The sequence below is a fragment of the Falsirhodobacter sp. 1013 genome (genome assembly GCF_051195255.1).
GTDB lineage: Bacteria > Pseudomonadota > Alphaproteobacteria > Rhodobacterales > Rhodobacteraceae > Falsirhodobacter.
Genome location: NZ_JBNJLK010000002.1, coordinates 101,361 through 119,589, shown reverse-complemented (window position 1 = coordinate 119,589; position 18,229 = coordinate 101,361). Strand labels below are relative to the sequence as shown.

General features: G+C 67.7%; 19 protein-coding genes. 10 read left to right on the top strand and 9 right to left on the bottom strand.

The annotated features are described in order from the left end of the window. Window positions 1-29 precede the first annotated feature (29 nt). From rnr to ilvD, 4 genes are all read right to left on the bottom strand, one after another. Window positions 30-2,249: a ribonuclease R gene (gene rnr / locus ACSHZY_RS04035; RefSeq protein ID WP_435165776.1), complete on the bottom strand. Its 2,220-nt coding sequence runs from the start codon at window positions 2,247-2,249 to the stop codon at window positions 30-32. A gap of 31 nt (window positions 2,250-2,280) precedes the next feature. Beyond that, window positions 2,281-2,634 carry a hypothetical protein gene (locus tag ACSHZY_RS04030; protein WP_435165773.1) on the bottom strand — a complete coding sequence of 118 codons (354 nt, stop codon included), beginning with the start codon at window positions 2,632-2,634 and terminating at the stop codon, window positions 2,281-2,283. Between the two features lie 2 nt (window positions 2,635-2,636). Continuing rightward, on the bottom strand, window positions 2,637-3,440 hold the full coding sequence (locus ACSHZY_RS04025; protein ID WP_435165771.1) for a DUF6478 family protein: 804 nt from the start codon (window positions 3,438-3,440) through the stop codon (window positions 2,637-2,639). 79 nt (window positions 3,441-3,519) lie between these two features. Beyond that, the gene (gene ilvD / locus ACSHZY_RS04020) at window positions 3,520-5,253 is read right to left on the bottom strand and encodes a dihydroxy-acid dehydratase (RefSeq protein ID WP_435165768.1); all 1,734 of its coding nucleotides are present in this window, start codon (window positions 5,251-5,253) and stop codon (window positions 3,520-3,522) included. A 157-nt stretch (window positions 5,254-5,410) separates the two neighbouring features. On the opposite strand from ilvD, the gene trhA reads away from it, so the two are divergent. Beyond that, window positions 5,411-6,067: a PAQR family membrane homeostasis protein TrhA gene (gene trhA / locus ACSHZY_RS04015; RefSeq protein WP_435165765.1), complete on the top strand. Its 657-nt coding sequence runs from the start codon at window positions 5,411-5,413 to the stop codon at window positions 6,065-6,067. On the opposite strand, the gene ACSHZY_RS04010 is transcribed toward trhA, so the two are convergent. From ACSHZY_RS04010 to rbfA, 4 genes are read right to left on the bottom strand one after another with little or no spacing between them, the layout of a single operon-like run. After that, on the bottom strand, window positions 6,043-6,552 hold the full coding sequence (locus ACSHZY_RS04010) for a DUF1643 domain-containing protein (protein ID WP_435165762.1): 510 nt from the start codon (window positions 6,550-6,552) through the stop codon (window positions 6,043-6,045). The genes trhA and ACSHZY_RS04010 overlap by 25 nt on opposite strands. After that, a complete protein-coding gene (gene truB, locus ACSHZY_RS04005) occupies window positions 6,549-7,451 on the bottom strand; it encodes a tRNA pseudouridine(55) synthase TruB (protein ID WP_435165760.1) in 903 nt (300 codons plus the stop codon). The genes ACSHZY_RS04010 and truB overlap by 4 nt, the downstream gene beginning before the upstream one ends. Window positions 7,452-7,502: 51 nt before the next feature. Continuing rightward, on the bottom strand, window positions 7,503-8,228 hold the full coding sequence (locus ACSHZY_RS04000) for a phosphodiester glycosidase family protein (protein ID WP_435165757.1): 726 nt from the start codon (window positions 8,226-8,228) through the stop codon (window positions 7,503-7,505). Continuing rightward, window positions 8,218-8,634 (bottom strand): 30S ribosome-binding factor RbfA, encoded by a 417-nt coding sequence (rbfA, locus tag ACSHZY_RS03995; RefSeq protein WP_435165754.1) that lies wholly within the window; start codon window positions 8,632-8,634, stop codon window positions 8,218-8,220. Before rbfA ends, ACSHZY_RS04000 begins: the two co-directional genes overlap by 11 nt. A gap of 77 nt (window positions 8,635-8,711) precedes the next feature. Here rbfA and dapB point away from each other — a divergent pair, with 77 nt between their 5' ends. Both dapB and ACSHZY_RS03985 read left to right on the top strand, forming a co-directional pair. Beyond that, a complete protein-coding gene (gene dapB, locus ACSHZY_RS03990) occupies window positions 8,712-9,521 on the top strand; it encodes a 4-hydroxy-tetrahydrodipicolinate reductase (RefSeq protein WP_435165751.1) in 810 nt (269 codons plus the stop codon). Beyond that, complete coding sequence (locus ACSHZY_RS03985) at window positions 9,518-9,946, top strand: GNAT family N-acetyltransferase (protein WP_435165748.1); 429 nt, start codon at window positions 9,518-9,520, stop codon at window positions 9,944-9,946. The genes dapB and ACSHZY_RS03985 overlap by 4 nt, the downstream gene beginning before the upstream one ends. Here the strand turns inward: ACSHZY_RS03985 and ACSHZY_RS03980 are convergent. Beyond that, complete coding sequence (locus ACSHZY_RS03980) at window positions 9,943-10,113, bottom strand: DUF1674 domain-containing protein (protein ID WP_435165745.1); 171 nt, start codon at window positions 10,111-10,113, stop codon at window positions 9,943-9,945. The genes ACSHZY_RS03985 and ACSHZY_RS03980 overlap by 4 nt on opposite strands. 66 nt (window positions 10,114-10,179) lie before the next feature. Here ACSHZY_RS03980 and ACSHZY_RS03975 point away from each other — a divergent pair, with 66 nt between their 5' ends. The 7 genes from ACSHZY_RS03975 (at window position 10,180) to ACSHZY_RS03945 (ending at window position 18,181) form a co-directional block, all read left to right on the top strand. After that, complete coding sequence (locus ACSHZY_RS03975; RefSeq protein ID WP_435165742.1) at window positions 10,180-11,439, top strand: RsmB/NOP family class I SAM-dependent RNA methyltransferase; 1,260 nt, start codon at window positions 10,180-10,182, stop codon at window positions 11,437-11,439. A gap of 75 nt (window positions 11,440-11,514) precedes the next feature. Next, window positions 11,515-12,831 (top strand): heparinase II/III domain-containing protein, encoded by a 1,317-nt coding sequence (locus ACSHZY_RS03970; RefSeq protein ID WP_435165739.1) that lies wholly within the window; start codon window positions 11,515-11,517, stop codon window positions 12,829-12,831. Window positions 12,832-12,833: 2 nt separating this feature from the next. Then, window positions 12,834-14,414: a bifunctional phosphoribosylaminoimidazolecarboxamide formyltransferase/IMP cyclohydrolase gene (purH, locus tag ACSHZY_RS03965; RefSeq protein WP_435165736.1), complete on the top strand. Its 1,581-nt coding sequence runs from the start codon at window positions 12,834-12,836 to the stop codon at window positions 14,412-14,414. A gap of 1 nt (window position 14,415) precedes the next feature. Next, window positions 14,416-14,910 (top strand): signal peptidase II, encoded by a 495-nt coding sequence (gene lspA, locus ACSHZY_RS03960; protein WP_435165733.1) that lies wholly within the window; start codon window positions 14,416-14,418, stop codon window positions 14,908-14,910. Window positions 14,911-14,961: 51 nt separating this feature from the next. After that, window positions 14,962-15,465 (top strand): DUF3035 domain-containing protein, encoded by a 504-nt coding sequence (locus ACSHZY_RS03955; RefSeq protein ID WP_435165730.1) that lies wholly within the window; start codon window positions 14,962-14,964, stop codon window positions 15,463-15,465. A 77-nt stretch (window positions 15,466-15,542) separates the two neighbouring features. Then, window positions 15,543-16,877: a M16 family metallopeptidase gene (locus ACSHZY_RS03950; protein WP_435165727.1), complete on the top strand. Its 1,335-nt coding sequence runs from the start codon at window positions 15,543-15,545 to the stop codon at window positions 16,875-16,877. Next, the gene (locus ACSHZY_RS03945; RefSeq protein ID WP_435165724.1) at window positions 16,874-18,181 is read left to right on the top strand and encodes a M16 family metallopeptidase; all 1,308 of its coding nucleotides are present in this window, start codon (window positions 16,874-16,876) and stop codon (window positions 18,179-18,181) included. Before ACSHZY_RS03950 ends, ACSHZY_RS03945 begins: the two co-directional genes overlap by 4 nt. Window positions 18,182-18,229: the final 48 nt, after the last annotated feature.

The window sequence follows — 18,229 nt, the reverse complement described above, 5'->3', positions numbered from 1 at the left end:
CGGCAACGACCCTCGGGGCAAAGAACTGCTTAACGACGCGACCGGATGACGCGGCGCTTCCGCTCCAGCTTGGCCGGTTTCCGCGGACCGCCGCGCCCGCGACGCACCGCCTTGCGGGGAAGCGCGTCGCCTTCCAGCTCCAGCAGCTCCAGCATCAGGCCGCCGGTGACGGGCGTCGCCTCCACCAGCCGAACGAGGACGCGCTGGCCGATGCCAAGGGTCAGCCCGCTGTCGGCGCCGGTCAGAACCTGCGCGTCGGCGTCGAAATGGAAGAACTCGTGCCCCAGGCTGCGGATCGGGATCAGGCCGTCGGCGCCCGATTCATCCAGCTTCACGAACAGGCCGAACCGCTGCACGCCCGACACGCGGCCGGTGAATTCCGCCCCCACGCGGTCCGACAGCCACGCCGCCAGATAGCGGTCGTTCGTGTCCCGCTCCGCCATCATCGACCGGCGTTCGGTGTCGGAGATCTGCTTGGCGGTTTCCGACAGGTTGTCGATGTCGAAGGCCGACAGCCCGTCCTTGCCCCAGCCATGGCCGGAGATCAGCGCCCGGTGCACGATCAGGTCGGAATACCGCCGGATGGGCGAGGTGAAATGCGCGTAGTTCTTCAGCGCCAGCCCAAAATGGCCAAAATTCTCGGGGTAATAATACGCCTGCGTCATCGACCGCAGGGTGGTGATGTTCATCAGTTCGTCGAAGTCGGTGCCCTCGGCCTGCGCCAGAAGGCGGTTCAGGTGGCTCGTGCGCAGCACCTGCCCCTTGGCCAGCGTAAAGCCCGACGCTTCGGCCACCTCGCGCAACGCGTCCAGCTTCTGGGCGTTCGGTTCCTCATGCACGCGGAACAGCAGCGGGCGGCGCAGGCGGATCAGCTCCTCGGCCGCCGCCACGTTGGCGAGGATCATGAACTCCTCGATCAGCTTGTGCGCGTCCAGCCGTTCGCGGAACGCGACGGAAGTGACCTTGCCATCCTCCGTCAGTTCGATCTTGCGTTCGGGCAGGTCCAGTTCCAGCGGCTGGCGGCGGGACCGCGCGGTCTTCGCCGCCTCGTAGGCCGCATAAAGGGGCGCGATGACGTGGTCCATCAGCGGGGCCGTCTGCTCGTCCGGTGCGCCGTCCTGCGCCGCCTGCACCTGACCATAGGTCAGGCTGGCCGCAGACCGCATGATGCCGCGCACGAAACGGTGGCCGATCTTCTCCCCCTCCGCGTCCAGATGCATGCGCACGGCCAGACAGGGCCGGTCCACATGTTCGTGCAGCGAACACAAATCACCCGACAGAACATCGGGCAACATTGGCACCACCCGGTCGGGGAAGTAGGTGGAGTTGCCGCGCAGCCGCGCCTCGCGGTCCAGCGCCGATCCGGGGGTCACGTAATGGGCGACATCCGCGATCGCGACCCAGACGATGTGCCCGCCATCGGGCAGGGTTTGGGCAAAGACCGCGTCGTCATGGTCGCGCGCGTCGGCGGGGTCAATCGTGACCAGCGCCAGATCGCGCAGATCCTCCCGGTCGTCCTTCGGGGCGGGCTTGGCCGCCTCCGCCTCGGCCACGACCTTGTCGGGGAAGTGGTCGGGAATGCCGTGCTGGTGGATCGCGATCAGCGAAATCGCGCGGGGCGCCGACGGGTCCCCCAGACGCGCCACGATCCGTGCGCGCGGCAAGCCTATGCGTTTCGAGGTCGCCTCGCCTTCCACCAGCTCGCCGTCGCGGGCGTCATTGGTGTCGTCGCGGCCGACCACCCATTCCTTGTCCTGCCCCTTATCCACGGGAACGATCCGCCCCCCTTCCGAAGACTTGCGGAAGATGCCCAGCACCCGCAGCGGGTTCGACCCGATCTTGCGGATCAGCCGCGCCTCGTAGTCGTGATCCTCATCCTCCACCGCCGTCAGGCGGGCCAGCACGCGGTCTCCGGCGCCCAAGGCGTCGGAGGGGGCCGCGCGCATCAGGATGCGGGGCGCGTCGCCTGCGCCTTCCCATTCCATCGGCTCGGCAAAAAGATCGCCCGCCTCGTCCGGGCCCAGAATCTTCAGGATGGACACCGGGGGCAGGCTGGAGGCGTCGCGATAACTGCGCGACTTCTTCGCCAGCTGCCCGTCCGCCTCCATCTCTTTCAGAAGGCGCTTCAGCTCGATGCGCAGCGCACCCCCCTTGATCCCGAAGGCCTTGGCGATGTCACGCTTGGCGGCCTGGGCGGGGTGATCGGTGATCCATTGAAGGATCTGCTCTTTCGAAGGCAACTGGTCCATATCCTGCAGCTAGCACGCGGCAGGGTCTTCGTCACGCAGAGGTTTCGGCGCAATGCCGGCGGAAGGCGCGTTTCAGAAGTTCCAGTTCGGCCCGCAGCAGGTCGATCTCGGCCCGCAGGTCGGCCTCCATGCCGTCGCCGGCGCCGATGGTGAAGTGGCCCAGAACCTCCTCGCCGTCGCGGATGACGAAGGTCTGCAGCCCGTCCTCCAGCGCCTCGGCGGGAATGGGAACGGACAGGCGGTGGCGACCGTCGCCCTCGTCCGTCACGCCGACCTCCGGCACGGGGGCGCCGTGCAGCAGCACCTCGATCCTCGGCTCGGTCGCCTGCAGCACCATGCCGTGCCACACGCCCGTGCGGAGGCCTTCACGTATCAACTGCGCCATTCTTACATCTCCGCCCGGGGTCTGCGCGTCATGGTCAGATCGCGCAGGACGATCCGGTTCATCCGCGGGTTCTCGAAGATCAGGTCCAGCCACATCTTCTCGGCCCGCGCTTCGTTCAGCTTGGAATAGGACAGATCGAACTCGGCCGCCGAATCCTCGTCGATCTCGGCCAGAATCTGTTCGGTATTGGGGCCGTGGCGCACGTTCAGGCGGGCGAAGATGCGTCCCCCACGTTCGGCATCCGCGGTCAGGGTCAGGGCCACCAGATGCTTGCGGCGCAGGCTGACCACCGCCTCGTCCGGAAGCTCGATCGCCAGCGACAGGAAGCCGCCCCGAAACTCGAACACGTCGATCTGCAACGCATAGGGCGTTTCCGAGGAGGAATCCCGGTTGCTGATCTGCTTCACCCCGACCTCGTTCAGGCCGCAGTCGTGAAACAGCGTCACGTCCTGGCAGATCACCGACCGGTCGGACGAGGCGAACCCCATGCGCTGCGCATGGGTGAACAGACCCGGCCGCCAGATCCAGTCGGTTCCCAGCGGGCGCGGGATGGCCGGCGGCACGCGAAGACGTTTTTCGCTTTGCGCGATCAGCCGGTCCAGATGATCCCGCAGCGACCAAGCGCGCCGGCGAAGCGTTTTCAGGCGGGGCAGTTCCGTCTTCTCGGCCTGCTCCGCCTCCTGGGCCCACTGGGCCATGCTGTGCCGAAAGAGCTTGCGCTCGATCCAGCTTCCCTGGTCCTGTCCCACAAGCAATAATCCTGCCGAATGATGCTTCCGTTGTTGTGGCGCGGAATCATCTTCCATGCAATCAAAGATTTGGAGGATGCGCCTCCCTTCCGGCAGGTCCCCGCGCAAGAGGATTTCCGCGCGGGAACCGGCAGGATCACTGATCCATGTAGACGTGTTTTTCGGCCGCAGCACCCGGATGGGTCGTCGCGCCATAGCGCGCGCCGCCGACCAGACGGGCGTATTTCCACAAGGCGCCCGATTCGTATTCCGTCGGGCGCGGGCCCTTCCAGGCCTGCCGGCGGCGGTCCAGTTCCTCATCCGTCAGATCGACCGACAACTCTCCGGTGACGGCGTTCAGGGTGATCATGTCGCCGTTCTGCAGAAGGGCGATCGGACCGCCATGTGCCGATTCCGGGCCGACGTGGCCCACGCAGAACCCGCGCGTCGCGCCGCTGAACCGGCCGTCGGTGATCAGCGCCACCTTCTTTCCCATCCCCTGCCCGGACAATGCCGCCGTGGTCGACAGCATCTCGCGCATGCCGGGGCCGCCGGCGGGACCTTCGTTGCGGATGACGATCACGTCGCCTTCGGCGTATTCGCGCTTCTGGACGGCCTCGAACGCCTCCTCCTCGCATTCGAAGACGCGAGCCGGACCGCTGAAGACCTGCTCGGCTTCGGACATGCCCGCCACCTTCACGATGGCGCCTTCGGGGGCGAGGTTGCCCTTCAGACCGACCACGCCGCCCGTCTTGGTGATCGGCGCGTCGATGAAGTGGATGACCTTGCCGTCGGGTTCATGCGTGATGCGGCCCAGGCTTTCGCCCAGCTCCTCGCCCGAGGCGGTCAGGCAGTCGAGGTGCAGGAGGCCGGCCCGCGCCAGTTCCTTCATCACGACCGGCACGCCACCCGCTTCGAACAGGTCCTTGGCGACGTATTCGCCGCCGGGACGCAGGTTCACGAAATAAGGCGTGTCGCGGAAGATGTCGCACACGTCGAACAGGTCGAAGTCGATCCCCGCCTCATGCGCGATGGCGGGAAGATGAAGGCCGCCATTGGTGGACCCGCCGGTGCAGGCCACGACGCGGGCCGCGTTTTCCAGCGCCTTGCGCGTCACCACATCCCGGGCGCGGATGTTCTTCTCGATCAGGTTCATGACGGCCTGGCCCGAGAAGTCGCCATACTGGTCGCGCGATTCATAAGGCGCCGGCGCGCCGGACGAATTCAGCAGCGCCAGACCGATGGCTTCGGACACGCAGGCCATGGTGTTGGCGGTGTACTGACCGCCACACGCGCCCGCCGAAGGGCAGGCCACGCGTTCCAGGATCTGAAGCTCGGCGTCCGACATGGTGCCGGCGGCGTGCTTGCCCACCGCCTCGAACACGTCCTGCACCACGACATCCTTGCCGTTCAGCTTGCCCGGCAGGATCGACCCGCCATAGACGAAGACCGACGGCACGTTCAGCCGCACCATCGCCATCATCATCCCCGGCAGCGACTTGTCGCAGCCCGCAAGACCCACCAGCGCGTCATAGCAGTGGCCGCGCATCGTCAGCTCAACGGTGTCCGCGATCGCATCGCGCGAGGCGAGCGAGGAGCGCATCCCTTCATGCCCCATGGCGATGCCGTCGGTCACGGTGATCGTCGTGAACTCGCGCGGGGTGCCGCCGCCCTTCTTCACGCCCATCTTCACCGACTGCGCCTGACGGTTCAGCGCGATGTTGCAGGGCGCGGCCTCGTTCCAGCAAGTGGCGACGCCGACCCAGGGCTGGTGAATCTCTTCCTCGGAAATTCCCATGGCATAGAAGTAGCTGCGGTGCGGGGCGCGCGAGGGCCCTTCGGTCACATGGCGGCTGGGAAGCTTCGACTTGTCGAAACGCGCGTTCTGCATCGGGAATCCTCCGGCTTTTGGCTAAGGAGCGTCATAAAGGGCATGATTGATGGCTTCAAGTCGTTATTTTGTTGCGTATACGGCCTTTCCTTCGCAACGACTTGCCAAGATGAAGGAAGGTGTTGCAGATCGCCCTGGCCTGCCTAACTTGAAGGGCATGAACCCTGTCACACGCCGCACCGATTATTCCCGTTCCGAATGGCGCAGCGATGCGACCGTGCATGTGCTGGGCACCGTTCTGGCGCTTGCGGCCGTGCCGGTGCTAATCACGCTGACCGCCTTTCTGCGGCCGGAGGTTCCGGCGCTGGTCGGCACGGCCGTCTACGGCACCACTCTGATCGCGATGCTGCTCTGCTCGGCGCTCTACAACATGGTGGGGATCCCGGGCTGGCAGGGGGTGCTGCGGCGGCTGGACCATTCGGCGATCTACATCAAGATCGCCGGCACCTACACGGCCTTCGTCCTTTTGTCCGGCGCGACGGAGGTGCCGCTGGTCATCCTGCTGTGGACGGCGGCGCTGATCGGGGTGGGGCTGAAGGTTGCGGCGCCCGACCGGTTCACCTGGGTGGGCTTCGGCCTTTATATCGGCATGGGCTGGGCCGGAATCGTCGCCGGCTGGCCGCTGTTTGCCACCATGACCGCGCCCGTCCTGACACTGATCGTGGTGGGCGGCCTGATCTACACGGTAGGCACGCTGTTCTACCTGCGCCACCGGATGCGGTTCCACAAGACGATCTGGCACGTCTTCGTTCTGGCGGCGAGCGGGGTGTTCTTCGCCGCCGTGACCACTCACATGGTCCAGAGCACCGGTTGAATCGCATAGCCGATGTAAAGGGGATGCTTCGGATGCCCCGCCGCCGACAGCCCCAGATGATAGAGCGGCAGGCCGGTGGCGCGCAGCAGCGCCTCCACATGCGGGCCACGGTTCAGGAAGGCGCCATGCGTGCCCCAGGCACAGACGATGGTGTCCGCCCAGAACGCGCTGTCCACGATGGCCTGATCGTTTTCCGCACCAACAGGCTCGGGCGCGGCGCGCATCTTCTTGGGATCGGTGTCGCGCCAGGCGAAGATGTTGCACACCCGGAACGCGCCGAAGCCCAGCGTCCGGGCCCGCCGCTCGCAACGCTCCACCGTCGGGTCGTTCTGGTATTCGGTCGCGGTCGACGGGTTCAGCATGATGAACAGCGCCTTCTTCCCCGCCGGATCCCAGGTGCGGGTCAGCAGGAAACGATACCGTTCGCAATCGGAATAAACGGCGGTGGAGGGGGCGTCCCCCTTCACATGCGTGCGTTCGATCATTCGACGAAAACGCGGCTGGGATGCAACTCGCCGCCCTTGTAGACGCCCACGGCCACCGCGCGCCCCTGGTAAGAGGCCCAGGCCTCCTCCCCATACTCCGCCCCCGTCAGGACCATGCCGGGATTGCCGTTCTTCAGCCGCGCGGCCCCTTCGGGCGTCGCCTGAAGCTGCGGCAGATCGGCCAGCCCCATCTCCAGCGGCTTCAGATGGGCGTCCAACTCCTCGGTCTTGGCCAAGCGGTCGATCTCCTCGACCGAGATGCCGTCTTCCGCAGTGAAAGGGCCGGACCAGGTGCGGCGCAACCATTGCACATGGCCGTGGCAGCCCAAAGCCGCCCCCAGATCCCGCGCGATGGAGCGGACATAGCCACCCTTCCCGCACACCATCTCCAACTCCACATGGTCGGCGTCGGGGCGCGACAGCAGGATCAGGCTTTCCACGAACAGGGGGCGGGCGGCCAGATCCATCTCCTCGCCCGCGCGGGCGATGTCATAGGCGCGTTCGCCGTCCACCTTCACCGCGGAAAACTGGGGCGGGACCTGCAGGATGTCGCCCCGGAACCGGGCCAGCGCCGCCGCGATCTGCCCATCGTCCGGACGGTCGGAGGATTCGGCGATCACCGCGCCCTCGGCGTCGTCGGTGGTGGTGGACTGCCCCAGCCGCACCATGAAGCGATAGCATTTCAGCGCGTCGGTGATGTAGGGGACGGTCTTCGTCGCCTCTCCCAAAGCCACGGCCAGAACGCCGGTCGCGGCCGGGTCCAGCGTGCCCGCATGGCCCGCCTTCTGCGCGCCAAACGCCCAGCGCACCTTGTTCACGACCGAGGTGGAGGTGATGCCCGCCGGCTTGTCCACGACCAGCCAGCCCGATACGGCACGGCCCTTGCGCTTGCGTCCCATCTGTCACCTCCGTTGAAGAAGCGGCCTGCTACACCGCGCAGGCCCTGCGGGTCAACGGTCTACGACCACCCCGACGATGGGGCCCAGCGGAAACCCGATGTCGTCGCGCCCCAGCTCCGGCGCGTGCAAGCGCGAGATGGAGCCATCGAAGAACAGCGCGTTCGGCACCTTCAGCGCGTCGCGGAACAGGCTGCCGAATTCGTGGAACGTCACCTGATCGGTGGAAATCACGAAATACGCCGTCTTCCCGTCGGCACTGACGCCCACCCCGTTGCGGATGTAGCGGCTGTCGCTGTCCACCAGAAAACGCGGATGCAACTTCCCGTCGATGACCAGCATCGGCCCCGATTGGGTGGCAAAGCGGCAGGACGGCGGATCGGCGGCAAAGGCGCGGGTTTCCACCACGCGGAAGCTGTCGCCGACGCAGAAGATGCCGTTCGGCTCCAGCCCGAAATTGCCCTCGGACGGGCCGACGACCAGATCCTTGCGGGTGACCCCATCCTCGATCATCAGGCCCACGGGGCTGCGGTCGGGGTGATACATGCCGGCGTTCATGGCAAAGGCCAGACGCTTGCCTTCGGTCCGCAGCGCGTTGTTCACGCGGGTGAAGCTGCCATAGGTGCGGCCATCCGCCCCCGTCTGGAAGATGCGCAGATCGTCAGCGCTCGTCGCCTCGCACAGCACGTAGCCCTGACCGCGATAGCTGATCGTCTCGCACGCATGGCCCGCGACGGGCAGGAACAGCGCGGCCAGCGCGCCGAGCAGCCTATTCCTCATCGGTGTCGTCGGTCGCGCGAAGGTCGCGCTGCACCTTTTCGTCGGCGAACAGGCGGCGCGTCTCGTCCAGACGGTCGAACGTTTCATCGGGGCGGAAGCGCAGGTCGGGGGCGTATTTCAGCGTCATCTCCCGCGCGACGCGGTGGCGCAGCTCGCCCTTGTTGCGGGCCAGGGCCGCGATGATCGCCTGCACGTCGCCGCCCCCCAGCGGCATGACGTAGACGGTCGCGATCTTCAGGTCGTTCGACAGCACCACCTCGCCCACGGTGATGGATGCGTTTTCAAGGTCGGGATCGTGAATCTCGCCCCGGTTCAGCATGTCGGACATGACACGGCGGATCAGCTCGCCGACGCGAAGCTGACGTTGCGAAGGGCCTTTGCCCGCGGAGAAACTGTTGCTTGCCATGTTCTGCGATGTAGTGGTTTCGCGTCCCCTTCGCAATCCGGCCTTTCCGCGTTATCACCCCCAAAACGGAGGATGCGATGACGGAACTTCCCGGAATGGTCGTGACGGGTGCGGCGGGCCGCATGGGCCGACTCCTGATCGGGGCGGTGCTGGCGTCGGACAAGGCGCGGCTGGCGGGCTGCGTGGTGCGGCCGGGCCATGCGTGGGTGGGGCAGGATGTGGGCGTGGCCATGGGCGGCGCGCCCGTGGGCTGCCTTGCCACCGACGATCCGCTGGAGGCGTTCGCCCGCGCGCAGGGGGTGCTGGACTTCACCACCCCAGACGCCTCGGTCGAATTCGCCGGACTGGCCGCGCAGGCCCGCGCCGTGCATGTCTGCGGATCGACGGGGTTCGAACCGCATCATCTGGCGAAAATCGATGCCGCCGCCCGCCATGCCGTCATCGTGCAGTCGGGCAACACCAGCCTTGGGCTGAACCTGCTGCTGGGCCTGACCCGCAAGGTCGCCGCCGCGCTGGACGCCGATTGGGATATTGAGATCGTGGAGGCGCATCACCGCATGAAGGTGGACGCCCCTTCGGGGGCGGCCCTGATGCTGGGCGAGGCGGCCGCCGAGGGGCGCGGCGTCCCTCTCGCGCAGGTGCGCGATTCGGGCCGCGACGGCATCCCCGGCGCCCGCACACGCGGCGACATCGGATTTTCGTCCATCCGTGGCGGGTCCATCGTGGGCGAACATGACGTGATCTTCGCCGGCGACGGCGAACGCATCACCCTGTCCCACATCGCCAGCGACCGGGGAATCTTCGCGCGTGGCGGGCTGAAGGCCGCGCTGTGGGGGCAGGACAAGAAGCCGGGCGTCTACTCTATGATGGACGTGCTGGGCCTGTGATCCGCCAGCTGTTCCCCGACGACTGGCAGACCTTCCGCGCCCTGCGGCTGGAGGCGCTGGAACTGGAACCCGACGCCTTCCTGAGCACCCATGCCGAATGGGTGACACAAACCGAAGCCGAATGGCGTGCGCGGCTGGACAGTTCCGCCGTGTTCATCGCCGAGGATCCCGATCCGCAGGGGCTGGTGGGGCTTCTGCCCGACGGATGCGTGGTGATGGTTTATGTCCGCGCCGCCGCGCGTGGAAAAGGGCTGGCGCAGGCCCTGCTGCAGCGGGTGCAGGACGAAGCGCGGGCAAAGGGGATGCCCCGCCTCTGGCTGCACGTCGCCTTGGGCAACCAGCCGGCGCAAAGCCTTTACGAACGGCTCGGCTACCGGTCCAAGGGGTCAGCGAACGGCGACCTCCTCATGGCGCGCGAGCCCTAGAAGTCGATAGCGAGGCCCTTCTTTTCCCAGTCGCCGTAGCGCACGGGTTCGGGGCCGTCGCGGCCGCCCAGTTCGGTCGGAAGGTCCTGCGCGGCCTGCTTGCGGCGTTCTTCGGCTTCGGCCAGGGCACGAAGGGCGGCGGGGGGCAGTTCGGAACGCTCGGTCATGGGCGTCTCCTTGTGAAAGGGGTGCGGCTGATATACCGCTGGAACCCGAAGTAACAAGGGGGCTGCATGGCGGTCGAGGGGTTTCGCACGCGGCTTGCGGCGGTGCATTCGCTGGGGGCGATCCTGTCCGAAGGGCAGCTTCTGGCGCAACTGACGGCTCAGCCGAACGGTCCGCTGGACGGTCTGCCGCCGGCGGAACGCGCCCGCGCGCAGCGGCTGGTGTCCATGGTGCTGCGGCATCTGGAACAGGCGGACCGCGTGCTGGAACCGCATGTCCGCCGCGCCCCGCCCAGGCTGGTGCAGAACGCCCTGCGGCTGGCCGTGGTGGAAATGGCCGTGGGCGGAACCGCCGCCTACGGGGCCGTGAACGCCGCCGTGGACATCGTGCGCCACGGGCGCAAGACGGCCCATCAGGCAGGCTTCGTCAACGCCGTGCTGCGCAAGGTCGCCGACACGCCCGACCTGTTCGAAGGCCTGCCGCCCCAGCGCCTGCCGCGCTGGCTGCGCCAGCCGCTGGTCCACACCTATGGGCGCGAAGCGGTGGCCGTGATGGAATCCGTGCAGGCACAAATCCCGCCCGTGGACCTGACGCCCCGGCGGGGCGCGACCGCCCTGCCCGACGGCACCACCCTGCCCACCGGCAGCCTGCGTCTGACCGAAGGGACCCAGATCTCGGCCCTGCCCGGCTTTGCCGAAGGGCAATGGTGGGTGCAGGACGCGGCCGCCGCCCTGGCCGTGCGGCTTCTGGCGCCGCAGGACGGCGAACGGATCGCCGATCTATGCGCCGCGCCGGGCGGCAAGACGCTGCAACTGGCCGATGCCGGGGCCAAGGTCACGGCCGTGGACATCTCTTCCCCCCGGCTGAAACGGCTGACGGAAAACCTCACCCGCACCGGCCTGAGCGCAACCGTGGTCGCCGCCGACGTGCTGACTTGGACGGACGAGCCCTTCGACGCGATTCTGCTGGACGCGCCCTGTTCGGCCACCGGCACGATCCGCCGCCACCCCGACCTGCCCTTCGTCAAGACGGGAGAGGAGGTCGCGGGCCTTGTGGATCTTCAGGCGAAGATGCTGGACCACGCGCTGAACCTTCTGAAACCCGGCGGGCGGCTGGTCTTCTGCACCTGCTCCCTTTTCCCCGAGGAAGGGGAGGCGCAGCTGGCCGCCGCGCTGGAACGTCACCCCGGCCTGACCGTCCTGCCCCCGCAGATCGACGGCCTCGACCCCGCCTGGGTGACGGAACAGGGCGGCCTGCGCCTGCGGCCCGATCACTGGGCCGAAAATGGCGGCATGGACGGGTTCTTCATGGTCTGCCTGCGCAAATAGGTCACAGTTTCGTCATCCTTGCCGATGACAGAACCTCAACCGCCGGTTATCCTTGGCCAAAGGGACGGGGATACGATGACAGGCACAAGGCTGGGCGACCGGATCGCCGCATGGCGCAGCAAGGGCACCGCTCCGGCGCAGCGCCTTCTGCCCATGCCGGCCCTGCCCCTGACCGGCGACGCCGACCGGGCCGAAGCGCTTCTGGCGCAGGATTCGGTCTGGGACGCGCCCGATGCGATGGCCTTCGGCTGGCTGGACGATCTGGCCGCGCTTGGCGATGAACGCACGGGACGTTTCGCCGCGCGTATGGCCAATGACTGGGTCACCACCTTCGGCACCGGCCGCGACTGGACGCCCGAGGCGACGGGCCTGCGCCTGCTGCGCTGGCTGGCCCATGCGCGGTTCCTGTATCCGCGCGGCGTGCCCGCCCATGTGATGGACACGCTGCCCCGTCAGGCCGCCTATCTGCAGAAACGCTGGCATGGCGCACCCGCGGGCTGGCCGCAGATGGCCGCGCTGGCCGGCCTGTCCGCCGCCGCGCTGGTTCTGGAACGTCCGGAGCTTCGCCCGGCCTTTCCCGCCATTCCCGCCCTTCCCCGCCGCCCCGACGACCTGCTGCAGGCGCTGATCCTGCTGCTGGCCCTGCGCGATACATGGCCGGACGCCCCCGTGCCGCCGTCGATCGAACAAGCGGTGGGCGCCCTGCGGATGATGCGCCACACGGACGGACGCCTGACGGGGCTGGCCGGGGGCCGGGACAGCGATCCGGTGCAACTGGACGCGGCTTTGGTGGCGTCGCGCGTGCGCGGGCCGGTGCCGCCACAGGGCATGGGGCTGATGCGGCTGTCGCGCAGCCGAAGCTCCGTCCTTGTGGACGTCTCCGGCCCCGATTTCGCCTTCGAACTGACCGCCGGCCGCTGTCCCATCGTCGTGGCCACGCCCCATCTGCGGGCCGGGATGCAGATTGCGGGAACGAAACAATCCCGGCCCGGAATCTCGGTCCAGCGAGGGGCCATGGACCTCGTGGCCGGGCATGACGGCTGGAAGGGCATGCTCTGCACCCGCAGCCTGACCCTGACGCCGGACGGCCACGCCCTGACCGGCAGCGACCGGCTGGAACCACGCACCCGCCGCCCCCGCCCGGTGGACATGTTCCTGTTCTTCCCGCTGCACCCCGACATCGCGGCCGAACAGGAGCCGGATGCCGTGCGCCTGACCCTGCCCAATGGCGATGTCTGGCGGTTCACGGCGGACGGTGCCCGCGTGGACGCGGCGCAACATGCCATCGCCCTTCCATGCCACGTTCCGCGGTTTCCCGCGCGCATCGACTGGACCTTTGCCAAATCCGACGCTACTCCGCTGACCATCCGCGATCTGCCGACAGGAGCCTGACCATGACCGACCTCGTGTATATCGGACGCGCGCTGCTGTCCGTTTCGGACAAGACGGGGCTTCTGGACCTCGCCCGCGCGCTGCACGGCCGGGGGATCGAGTTGATCTCCACCGGCGGCACTGCCAGCGCGCTGCGCGGCGACGGCCTGCCCGTCCGCGACGTGGCCGAGATCACGGGCTTCCCCGAGATGATGGACGGCCGCGTGAAGACGCTGCACCCCAACGTCCATGGCGGCCTTCTGGCCCTGCGCGACGACGACGAACACCTGGTGGCCATGGCCGCCCACGGGATCGAGCCGATCGACCTTCTGGTCGTGAACCTTTACCCGTTCGAGGCGACGGTGGCCCGCGGCGGCGATTACGACGACTGCATCGAGAACATCGACATCGGCGGCCCGGCCATGATCCGCGCGGCGTCGAAGAACCACCGCTTCGTGAACGTGGTGACGGATGTGCAGGACTATCCCGCGCTGCTGGCCGAACTGGACGCCCATGACGGCGCGACCAGCCTTGCCTTCCGACAGAAGCTGGCACTGACGGCCTATGCCCGCACCGCCGCCTATGACGCCGCCGTATCGGGCTGGATGGCCCAGACACTGGGCGAAACGCCGCGCTACCGCACCTTCGCGGGCACGCTGGCCTCCTCGCTCCGCTATGGCGAGAATCCGCACCAGAACGCGGCCTTCTACACCGACGGAACGGCCCGCTCCGGCGTCGCCACGGCCAAGCAGTGGCAGGGCAAGGAACTGTCCTACAACAACATCAACGACACCGACGCCGCGTTCGAGCTGGTGGCCGAATTCGCGCCCGCCGAGGGTCCCGCCGTCGCGATCATCAAGCACGCCAACCCCTGCGGCGTGGCGCGCGGTGCCACGCTGGCCGAGGCCTATGCCCGCGCCTTCGACTGCGACCGCACGTCTGCCTTCGGCGGGATCGTGGCGCTGAACCAGCCGCTGGACGGCCCCACCGCCGAGAAGATCGCCGAGATCTTCACCGAGGTGGTGATCGCCCCCGGTGCCGACGACGCGGCCAAGGCCGTGTTCGCGGCCAAGAAGAACCTGCGCCTTCTGACCACCCTGAACCTGCCCGACCCGAAGGCCCCCGGCCTTGCGTTCAAGCAGGTGTCGGGCGGCTTCCTTGTGCAGGACAAGGACACGGCGGCCCTGCCAGACCTTCGCGTGGTGACCAAGCGCCAGCCGACCGAGGCCGAGATGGCCGACGCCCTGATCGCGTGGAAGGTCGCCAAGCATGTGAAGTCGAACGCCATCGTCTATGTCAAGGACGCCGCCACCGTCGGCATCGGCGCGGGGCAGATGAGCCGGGTGGATTCGACCCGCATCGCCGCCCGCAAGGCCGAGGATGCGGCCGAGGCGATGGGCCTATCCGCCCCGCTGACCAAGGGCTGCGCCGCGGCGTCCGACGCGTTCTTCCCCTTTGCGGATGGTGTGGAAGTGCTGGCCTCGGTGGGTGCGACCTGCGTGATCCAGCCCGGCGGATCCATGCGCGACGCCGAGGTGATCGAGGCCGCCGACCGTCTGGGCCTGGCCATGATCTTCACCGGCCAGCGCCATTTCCGGCACTGACATGCGCGCCGTTGCCCTGACCGCCGCCCTGACCTTCGCGCTGGACCAGATGACCAAGCTGGCCGTGGTCTACGGCCTTGGCCTGATCCAACTGGGCCGGATCGAGGTGTTTCCCCCCTTCCTGACCTTCCAGATGGCCTGGAACCAGGGAATGAACTTCGGCCTGTTCGCGGGGGATGCCGTCACCACCAAGTGGCTGCTGATCGTGGTGGCCGTCGCCATTTCCGCCTGGGTCGTGTGGTGGATGCGCAAGCCCGGCCATTCGCGTCTGGCGCAGGTGTCGGGCGGGCTGCTGATCGGCGGCGCGATGGGCAACGTGATCGACCGGCTGTTGTACGGCGCGGTGGCGGACTTCCTGAACATGTCCTGCTGCGGGTTCGAAAACCCATATGCCTTCAACGTGGCCGACATCGCGATCTTTGCCGGCGCCATCGGCCTTGTGCTGTTCACGGGGGAGCCTAAGCCCCCGAAAGGCACCCCGTCAAAGACCGCGTGACGTGACGGGGCCTTTGCGCTAAACGAAATCCGAACGACGAAGGAGTTGGACATGCGGGCAGCACTGGCAATCGCGGGCGCGGCGTTCCTCACGCTCTCGGCCTGCGGGGGAAGCGATGACCCGAACCTGATCCGCCTTCGCGCCACGGGCAACGGACCGGACGAATTTTCCGTCGTGCCGCAGCGTCCCTTGGAAATGCCCCCGTCGCTGAACGAGCTGCCGCCCCCCACCCCGGGCGGCGTCAACCGGACCGAACCGAACCCGCAAGGACAGGCGATCGTGGCGCTGGGCGGCAACCCCAACGCCGGCACCGCGGGCGACCGCGCGCTGCTGACCGCCACGAACCGTTACGGCACGCAGGCCAATGTGCGCGGCGATCTGGCCACCGACGATCAGACCTTCCGCGACGGCAACCGGGGCCGCCTGCTGAACCGCGTGTTCAGCAACACGACCTATTACCAGGCCTATTCGGACCAGACGCTGGATCCGCGCTCGGAAGCGGCCCGCTGGCAGGAACAAGGGCTTCGCACGCCCGCCGCCCCGCCCGCCCGCTGACGATCACAACCGCGTAGGACGGCTTGCCCTTCGGTCGGGGCTGGGGTCACCTTGCCCAAACCGCAAGGAGGACCCCCATGCCCCACCGCTTGCCAGCCACGCTGGCCCTGTGTCTGTGCGCCGCCCCCGCCCTGGCCCAGGATGTGACGGAGTTCCGGCTGGACAACGGCCTCGACCTCGTCGTGATCGAGGATCACCGCGCCCCCGTCGTCACCAGCATGGTCTGGTACCGCACCGGATCGGCCGACGAGAAATCCGGCGAATCCGGCGTCGCGCATTTTCTGGAGCATCTGATGTTCCAAGGCACCGCCAACACCAAGCCGGGCGAATTCGCGGCCACGGTGTCCGCCCTGGGCGGGTCCAACAACGCCTTCACCTCGTATGACTACACCGCGTATTACGAACGCGTGGCCGCTGACAAGCTGGACCTGATGCTGTCGATGGAAGCGGACCGGATGGTCAACCTCGACCTGTCGCAGCCCATCGTCGACAACGAACGCAACGTGATCCTGGAAGAACGCAGCCAGCGGACCGATTCCAATCCCGCCGCGCAGTTCCACGAACAGATGAGCGCGGCGCAATACATGAACAGCCCCTATCGCCGCCCCGTGATCGGCTGGCGGACCGAGATGGAGGAGTTGAGCCGCGAAGACGCGCTGGACCATTACCGCACCTTCTATGCACCCAACAACGCGGTGCTGGTCGTGGCGGGCGACGTGGTGCCCGAAGACGTGCGGACGATGGCGCAGCAGCATTTCGGCGCGCTGAAACCGTCGGACAGCCTGCCGCCGCGCGTGCGGCCGCAGGAACCGCCGCAACTGGCCGAACGGCGCCTGACCTTCCGTGATGAACGGGTGGCGCAGCCCTACCTGACCCGCTCCTACCTTGCGCCCGAACGCAACGCGGGCGATCAGGCCGGCGCCGCCGCGCTGGCGGTTCTGGCGGCGCTGCTGGGTGGGGATCCCACCACCTCGGTCCTGGCGCAAAAGCTGCAATTCGGGGACACGCCCGTCGCGGTCTACACCATGGCCGGCTATGACGGGACCTCGGTCGATCCGTCCACCTTCACGCTGGGCGTGGTGCCCGCCGACGGTGTGTCCCTTCAGGCGGCCGAGGAGGCGATGGACAAGGTCCTGGCCGACTTCCTGACGGACGGCGTGGACGCCGCCCAGCTGGACCGCATCAAGACGCAGCTGCGCGCCAGCGACATCTACGACCGCGACGACGCCAGCGGGCTGGCCAACCAGTATGGCGCGGCGCTGGCCGTGGGGCTGACAGTGCAGGACGTGCAGGACTGGCCCCGCGCCTTGCAGGACGTGACCGCCGAACAGGTCATGGCCGCCGCCAAACAGGTTCTGGACCGCCGCCAGTCCGTCACCGGCTGGCTGGAGCAAGAGGAAACCACGCCATGAAGATCCTGCGTTATACCGCCGCCCTGATCGCCCTTGCGCTGCCCGTGCATGCCGCCACCGACATTCAGGAGGTCACCTCGCCCGGCGGCATCACCGCCTGGTTGGTGGAGGATCACAACATCCCCTTCACCGCGCTGGAACTGCGCTTTCGCGGGGGCACGGCGCTCGACCCCGACGGGCAGCGCGGTGCTGTGAACCTGATGACCGCCACGCTGGAAGAAGGCGCGGGCGATCTGGACGCCCAAGGGTTCGCCCAAGCCCGCGACGCGCTGGCGGCCCGCTTCGGGTTCGATTCGCACGCGGACGCCATTTCCGTCTCGGCCCAGATGCTGACGGAAAACCGCGATCAGGCCGTGGACCTTCTGCGAAGCGCGCTGGTGGACCCGACGTTCGAGGCGGGGGCCGTGAACCGGGTGCGGGGGCAGGTGCTGTCGAACCTCGCCTCCTCGGCGCAGGACCCGGAAAGCATTGCGGCGCTGGCCTTCCAGCACGACGCATATGGCGATCATCCCTACGGCACCGATTCCTCCGGCACGATGGACAGCGTGAAGGCGCTGACGCCGGAGCAACTGGCCGCCGTGCACAAGTCGGCCATGGCGCGAAACAACGTCCATGTCGCCGCGGCGGGCGACATCACGCCCGAACAGCTGGGTGGCCTTCTGGACCGGCTTCTGGGCGACCTGCCCGCCACCGCCAAACCCCAGCCTGCCGCCGCGCCATGGCAGGCCACGGGGGGCACGAACGTCATCGACTTCCCGACCCCGCAGGCCGTGGTGGAATTTGGTCAGCCGGGGCTGGACGTGCAGGATCCCGACTTCATGGCTGCCTTCGTCGCGAACGAGATTCTGGGCGGCGGCCGTTTCACCGCCCGCCTGATGGACGAATTGCGCAGCAAGCGCGGCCTGACCTATGGCGCCTACAGCCAGCTGGCCACGATGGATCTGGGCGATTTCGTGGCGGGCCACTTCGCGTCGGACAATGACAAGGCCGCCGAAGCCGTGTCCCTCGTGCGGGAGGAGTGGGAGAAGATCGCCAAGGACGGCGTCACGCAGCCGGAACTGGACGCGGCCAAAACCTACCTGACCGGGGCCTATCCCCTGCGCTTTGCCGGGAATGGTCCGATCGCCAGCATCTTGGTAGGCATGCAGATGCAGGGCTTCCCCATCGACTATCCGAAAAATCGCAACGCCCTGATCGAGGCGCTGACGCTGGACGAGGTGAACCGCGTGGCCGCCGAACTCTATGATCCGGCGAAGCTGCACTTCGTCGTGGTGGGCCGCCCGACGGGGCTGGACGCGCATTGACGCGTGGCGGGGCGGTAGCCAGCCGCCCCGCTTCCATGCTATCCCCGG

Excerpts from the sequence above, each read along its gene's own strand:
- rnr (WP_435165776.1), bottom strand. The coding sequence starts at position 2,249 with ATGGACCAGTTGCCTTCGAAAGAGCAGATCCTTCAATGGATCACCGAT.
- ACSHZY_RS04030 (WP_435165773.1), bottom strand. The coding sequence starts at position 2,634 with ATGGCGCAGTTGATACGTGAAGGCCTCCGCACGGGCGTGTGGCACGGC.
- ACSHZY_RS04025 (WP_435165771.1), bottom strand. The coding sequence starts at position 3,440 with ATGGAAGATGATTCCGCGCCACAACAACGGAAGCATCATTCGGCAGGA.
- ilvD (WP_435165768.1), bottom strand. The coding sequence starts at position 5,253 with ATGCAGAACGCGCGTTTCGACAAGTCGAAGCTTCCCAGCCGCCATGTG.
- trhA (WP_435165765.1), top strand. The coding sequence starts at position 5,411 with ATGAACCCTGTCACACGCCGCACCGATTATTCCCGTTCCGAATGGCGC.
- ACSHZY_RS04010 (WP_435165762.1), bottom strand. The coding sequence starts at position 6,552 with ATGATCGAACGCACGCATGTGAAGGGGGACGCCCCCTCCACCGCCGTT.
- truB (WP_435165760.1), bottom strand. The coding sequence starts at position 7,451 with ATGGGACGCAAGCGCAAGGGCCGTGCCGTATCGGGCTGGCTGGTCGTG.
- ACSHZY_RS04000 (WP_435165757.1), bottom strand. The coding sequence starts at position 8,228 with ATGAGGAATAGGCTGCTCGGCGCGCTGGCCGCGCTGTTCCTGCCCGTC.
- rbfA (WP_435165754.1), bottom strand. The coding sequence starts at position 8,634 with ATGGCAAGCAACAGTTTCTCCGCGGGCAAAGGCCCTTCGCAACGTCAG.
- dapB (WP_435165751.1), top strand. The coding sequence starts at position 8,712 with ATGACGGAACTTCCCGGAATGGTCGTGACGGGTGCGGCGGGCCGCATG.
- ACSHZY_RS03980 (WP_435165745.1), bottom strand. The coding sequence starts at position 10,113 with ATGACCGAGCGTTCCGAACTGCCCCCCGCCGCCCTTCGTGCCCTGGCC.
- ACSHZY_RS03975 (WP_435165742.1), top strand. The coding sequence starts at position 10,180 with ATGGCGGTCGAGGGGTTTCGCACGCGGCTTGCGGCGGTGCATTCGCTG.
- ACSHZY_RS03970 (WP_435165739.1), top strand. The coding sequence starts at position 11,515 with ATGACAGGCACAAGGCTGGGCGACCGGATCGCCGCATGGCGCAGCAAG.
- purH (WP_435165736.1), top strand. The coding sequence starts at position 12,834 with ATGACCGACCTCGTGTATATCGGACGCGCGCTGCTGTCCGTTTCGGAC.
- lspA (WP_435165733.1), top strand. The coding sequence starts at position 14,416 with ATGCGCGCCGTTGCCCTGACCGCCGCCCTGACCTTCGCGCTGGACCAG.
- ACSHZY_RS03955 (WP_435165730.1), top strand. The coding sequence starts at position 14,962 with ATGCGGGCAGCACTGGCAATCGCGGGCGCGGCGTTCCTCACGCTCTCG.
- ACSHZY_RS03950 (WP_435165727.1), top strand. The coding sequence starts at position 15,543 with ATGCCCCACCGCTTGCCAGCCACGCTGGCCCTGTGTCTGTGCGCCGCC.
- ACSHZY_RS03945 (WP_435165724.1), top strand. The coding sequence starts at position 16,874 with ATGAAGATCCTGCGTTATACCGCCGCCCTGATCGCCCTTGCGCTGCCC.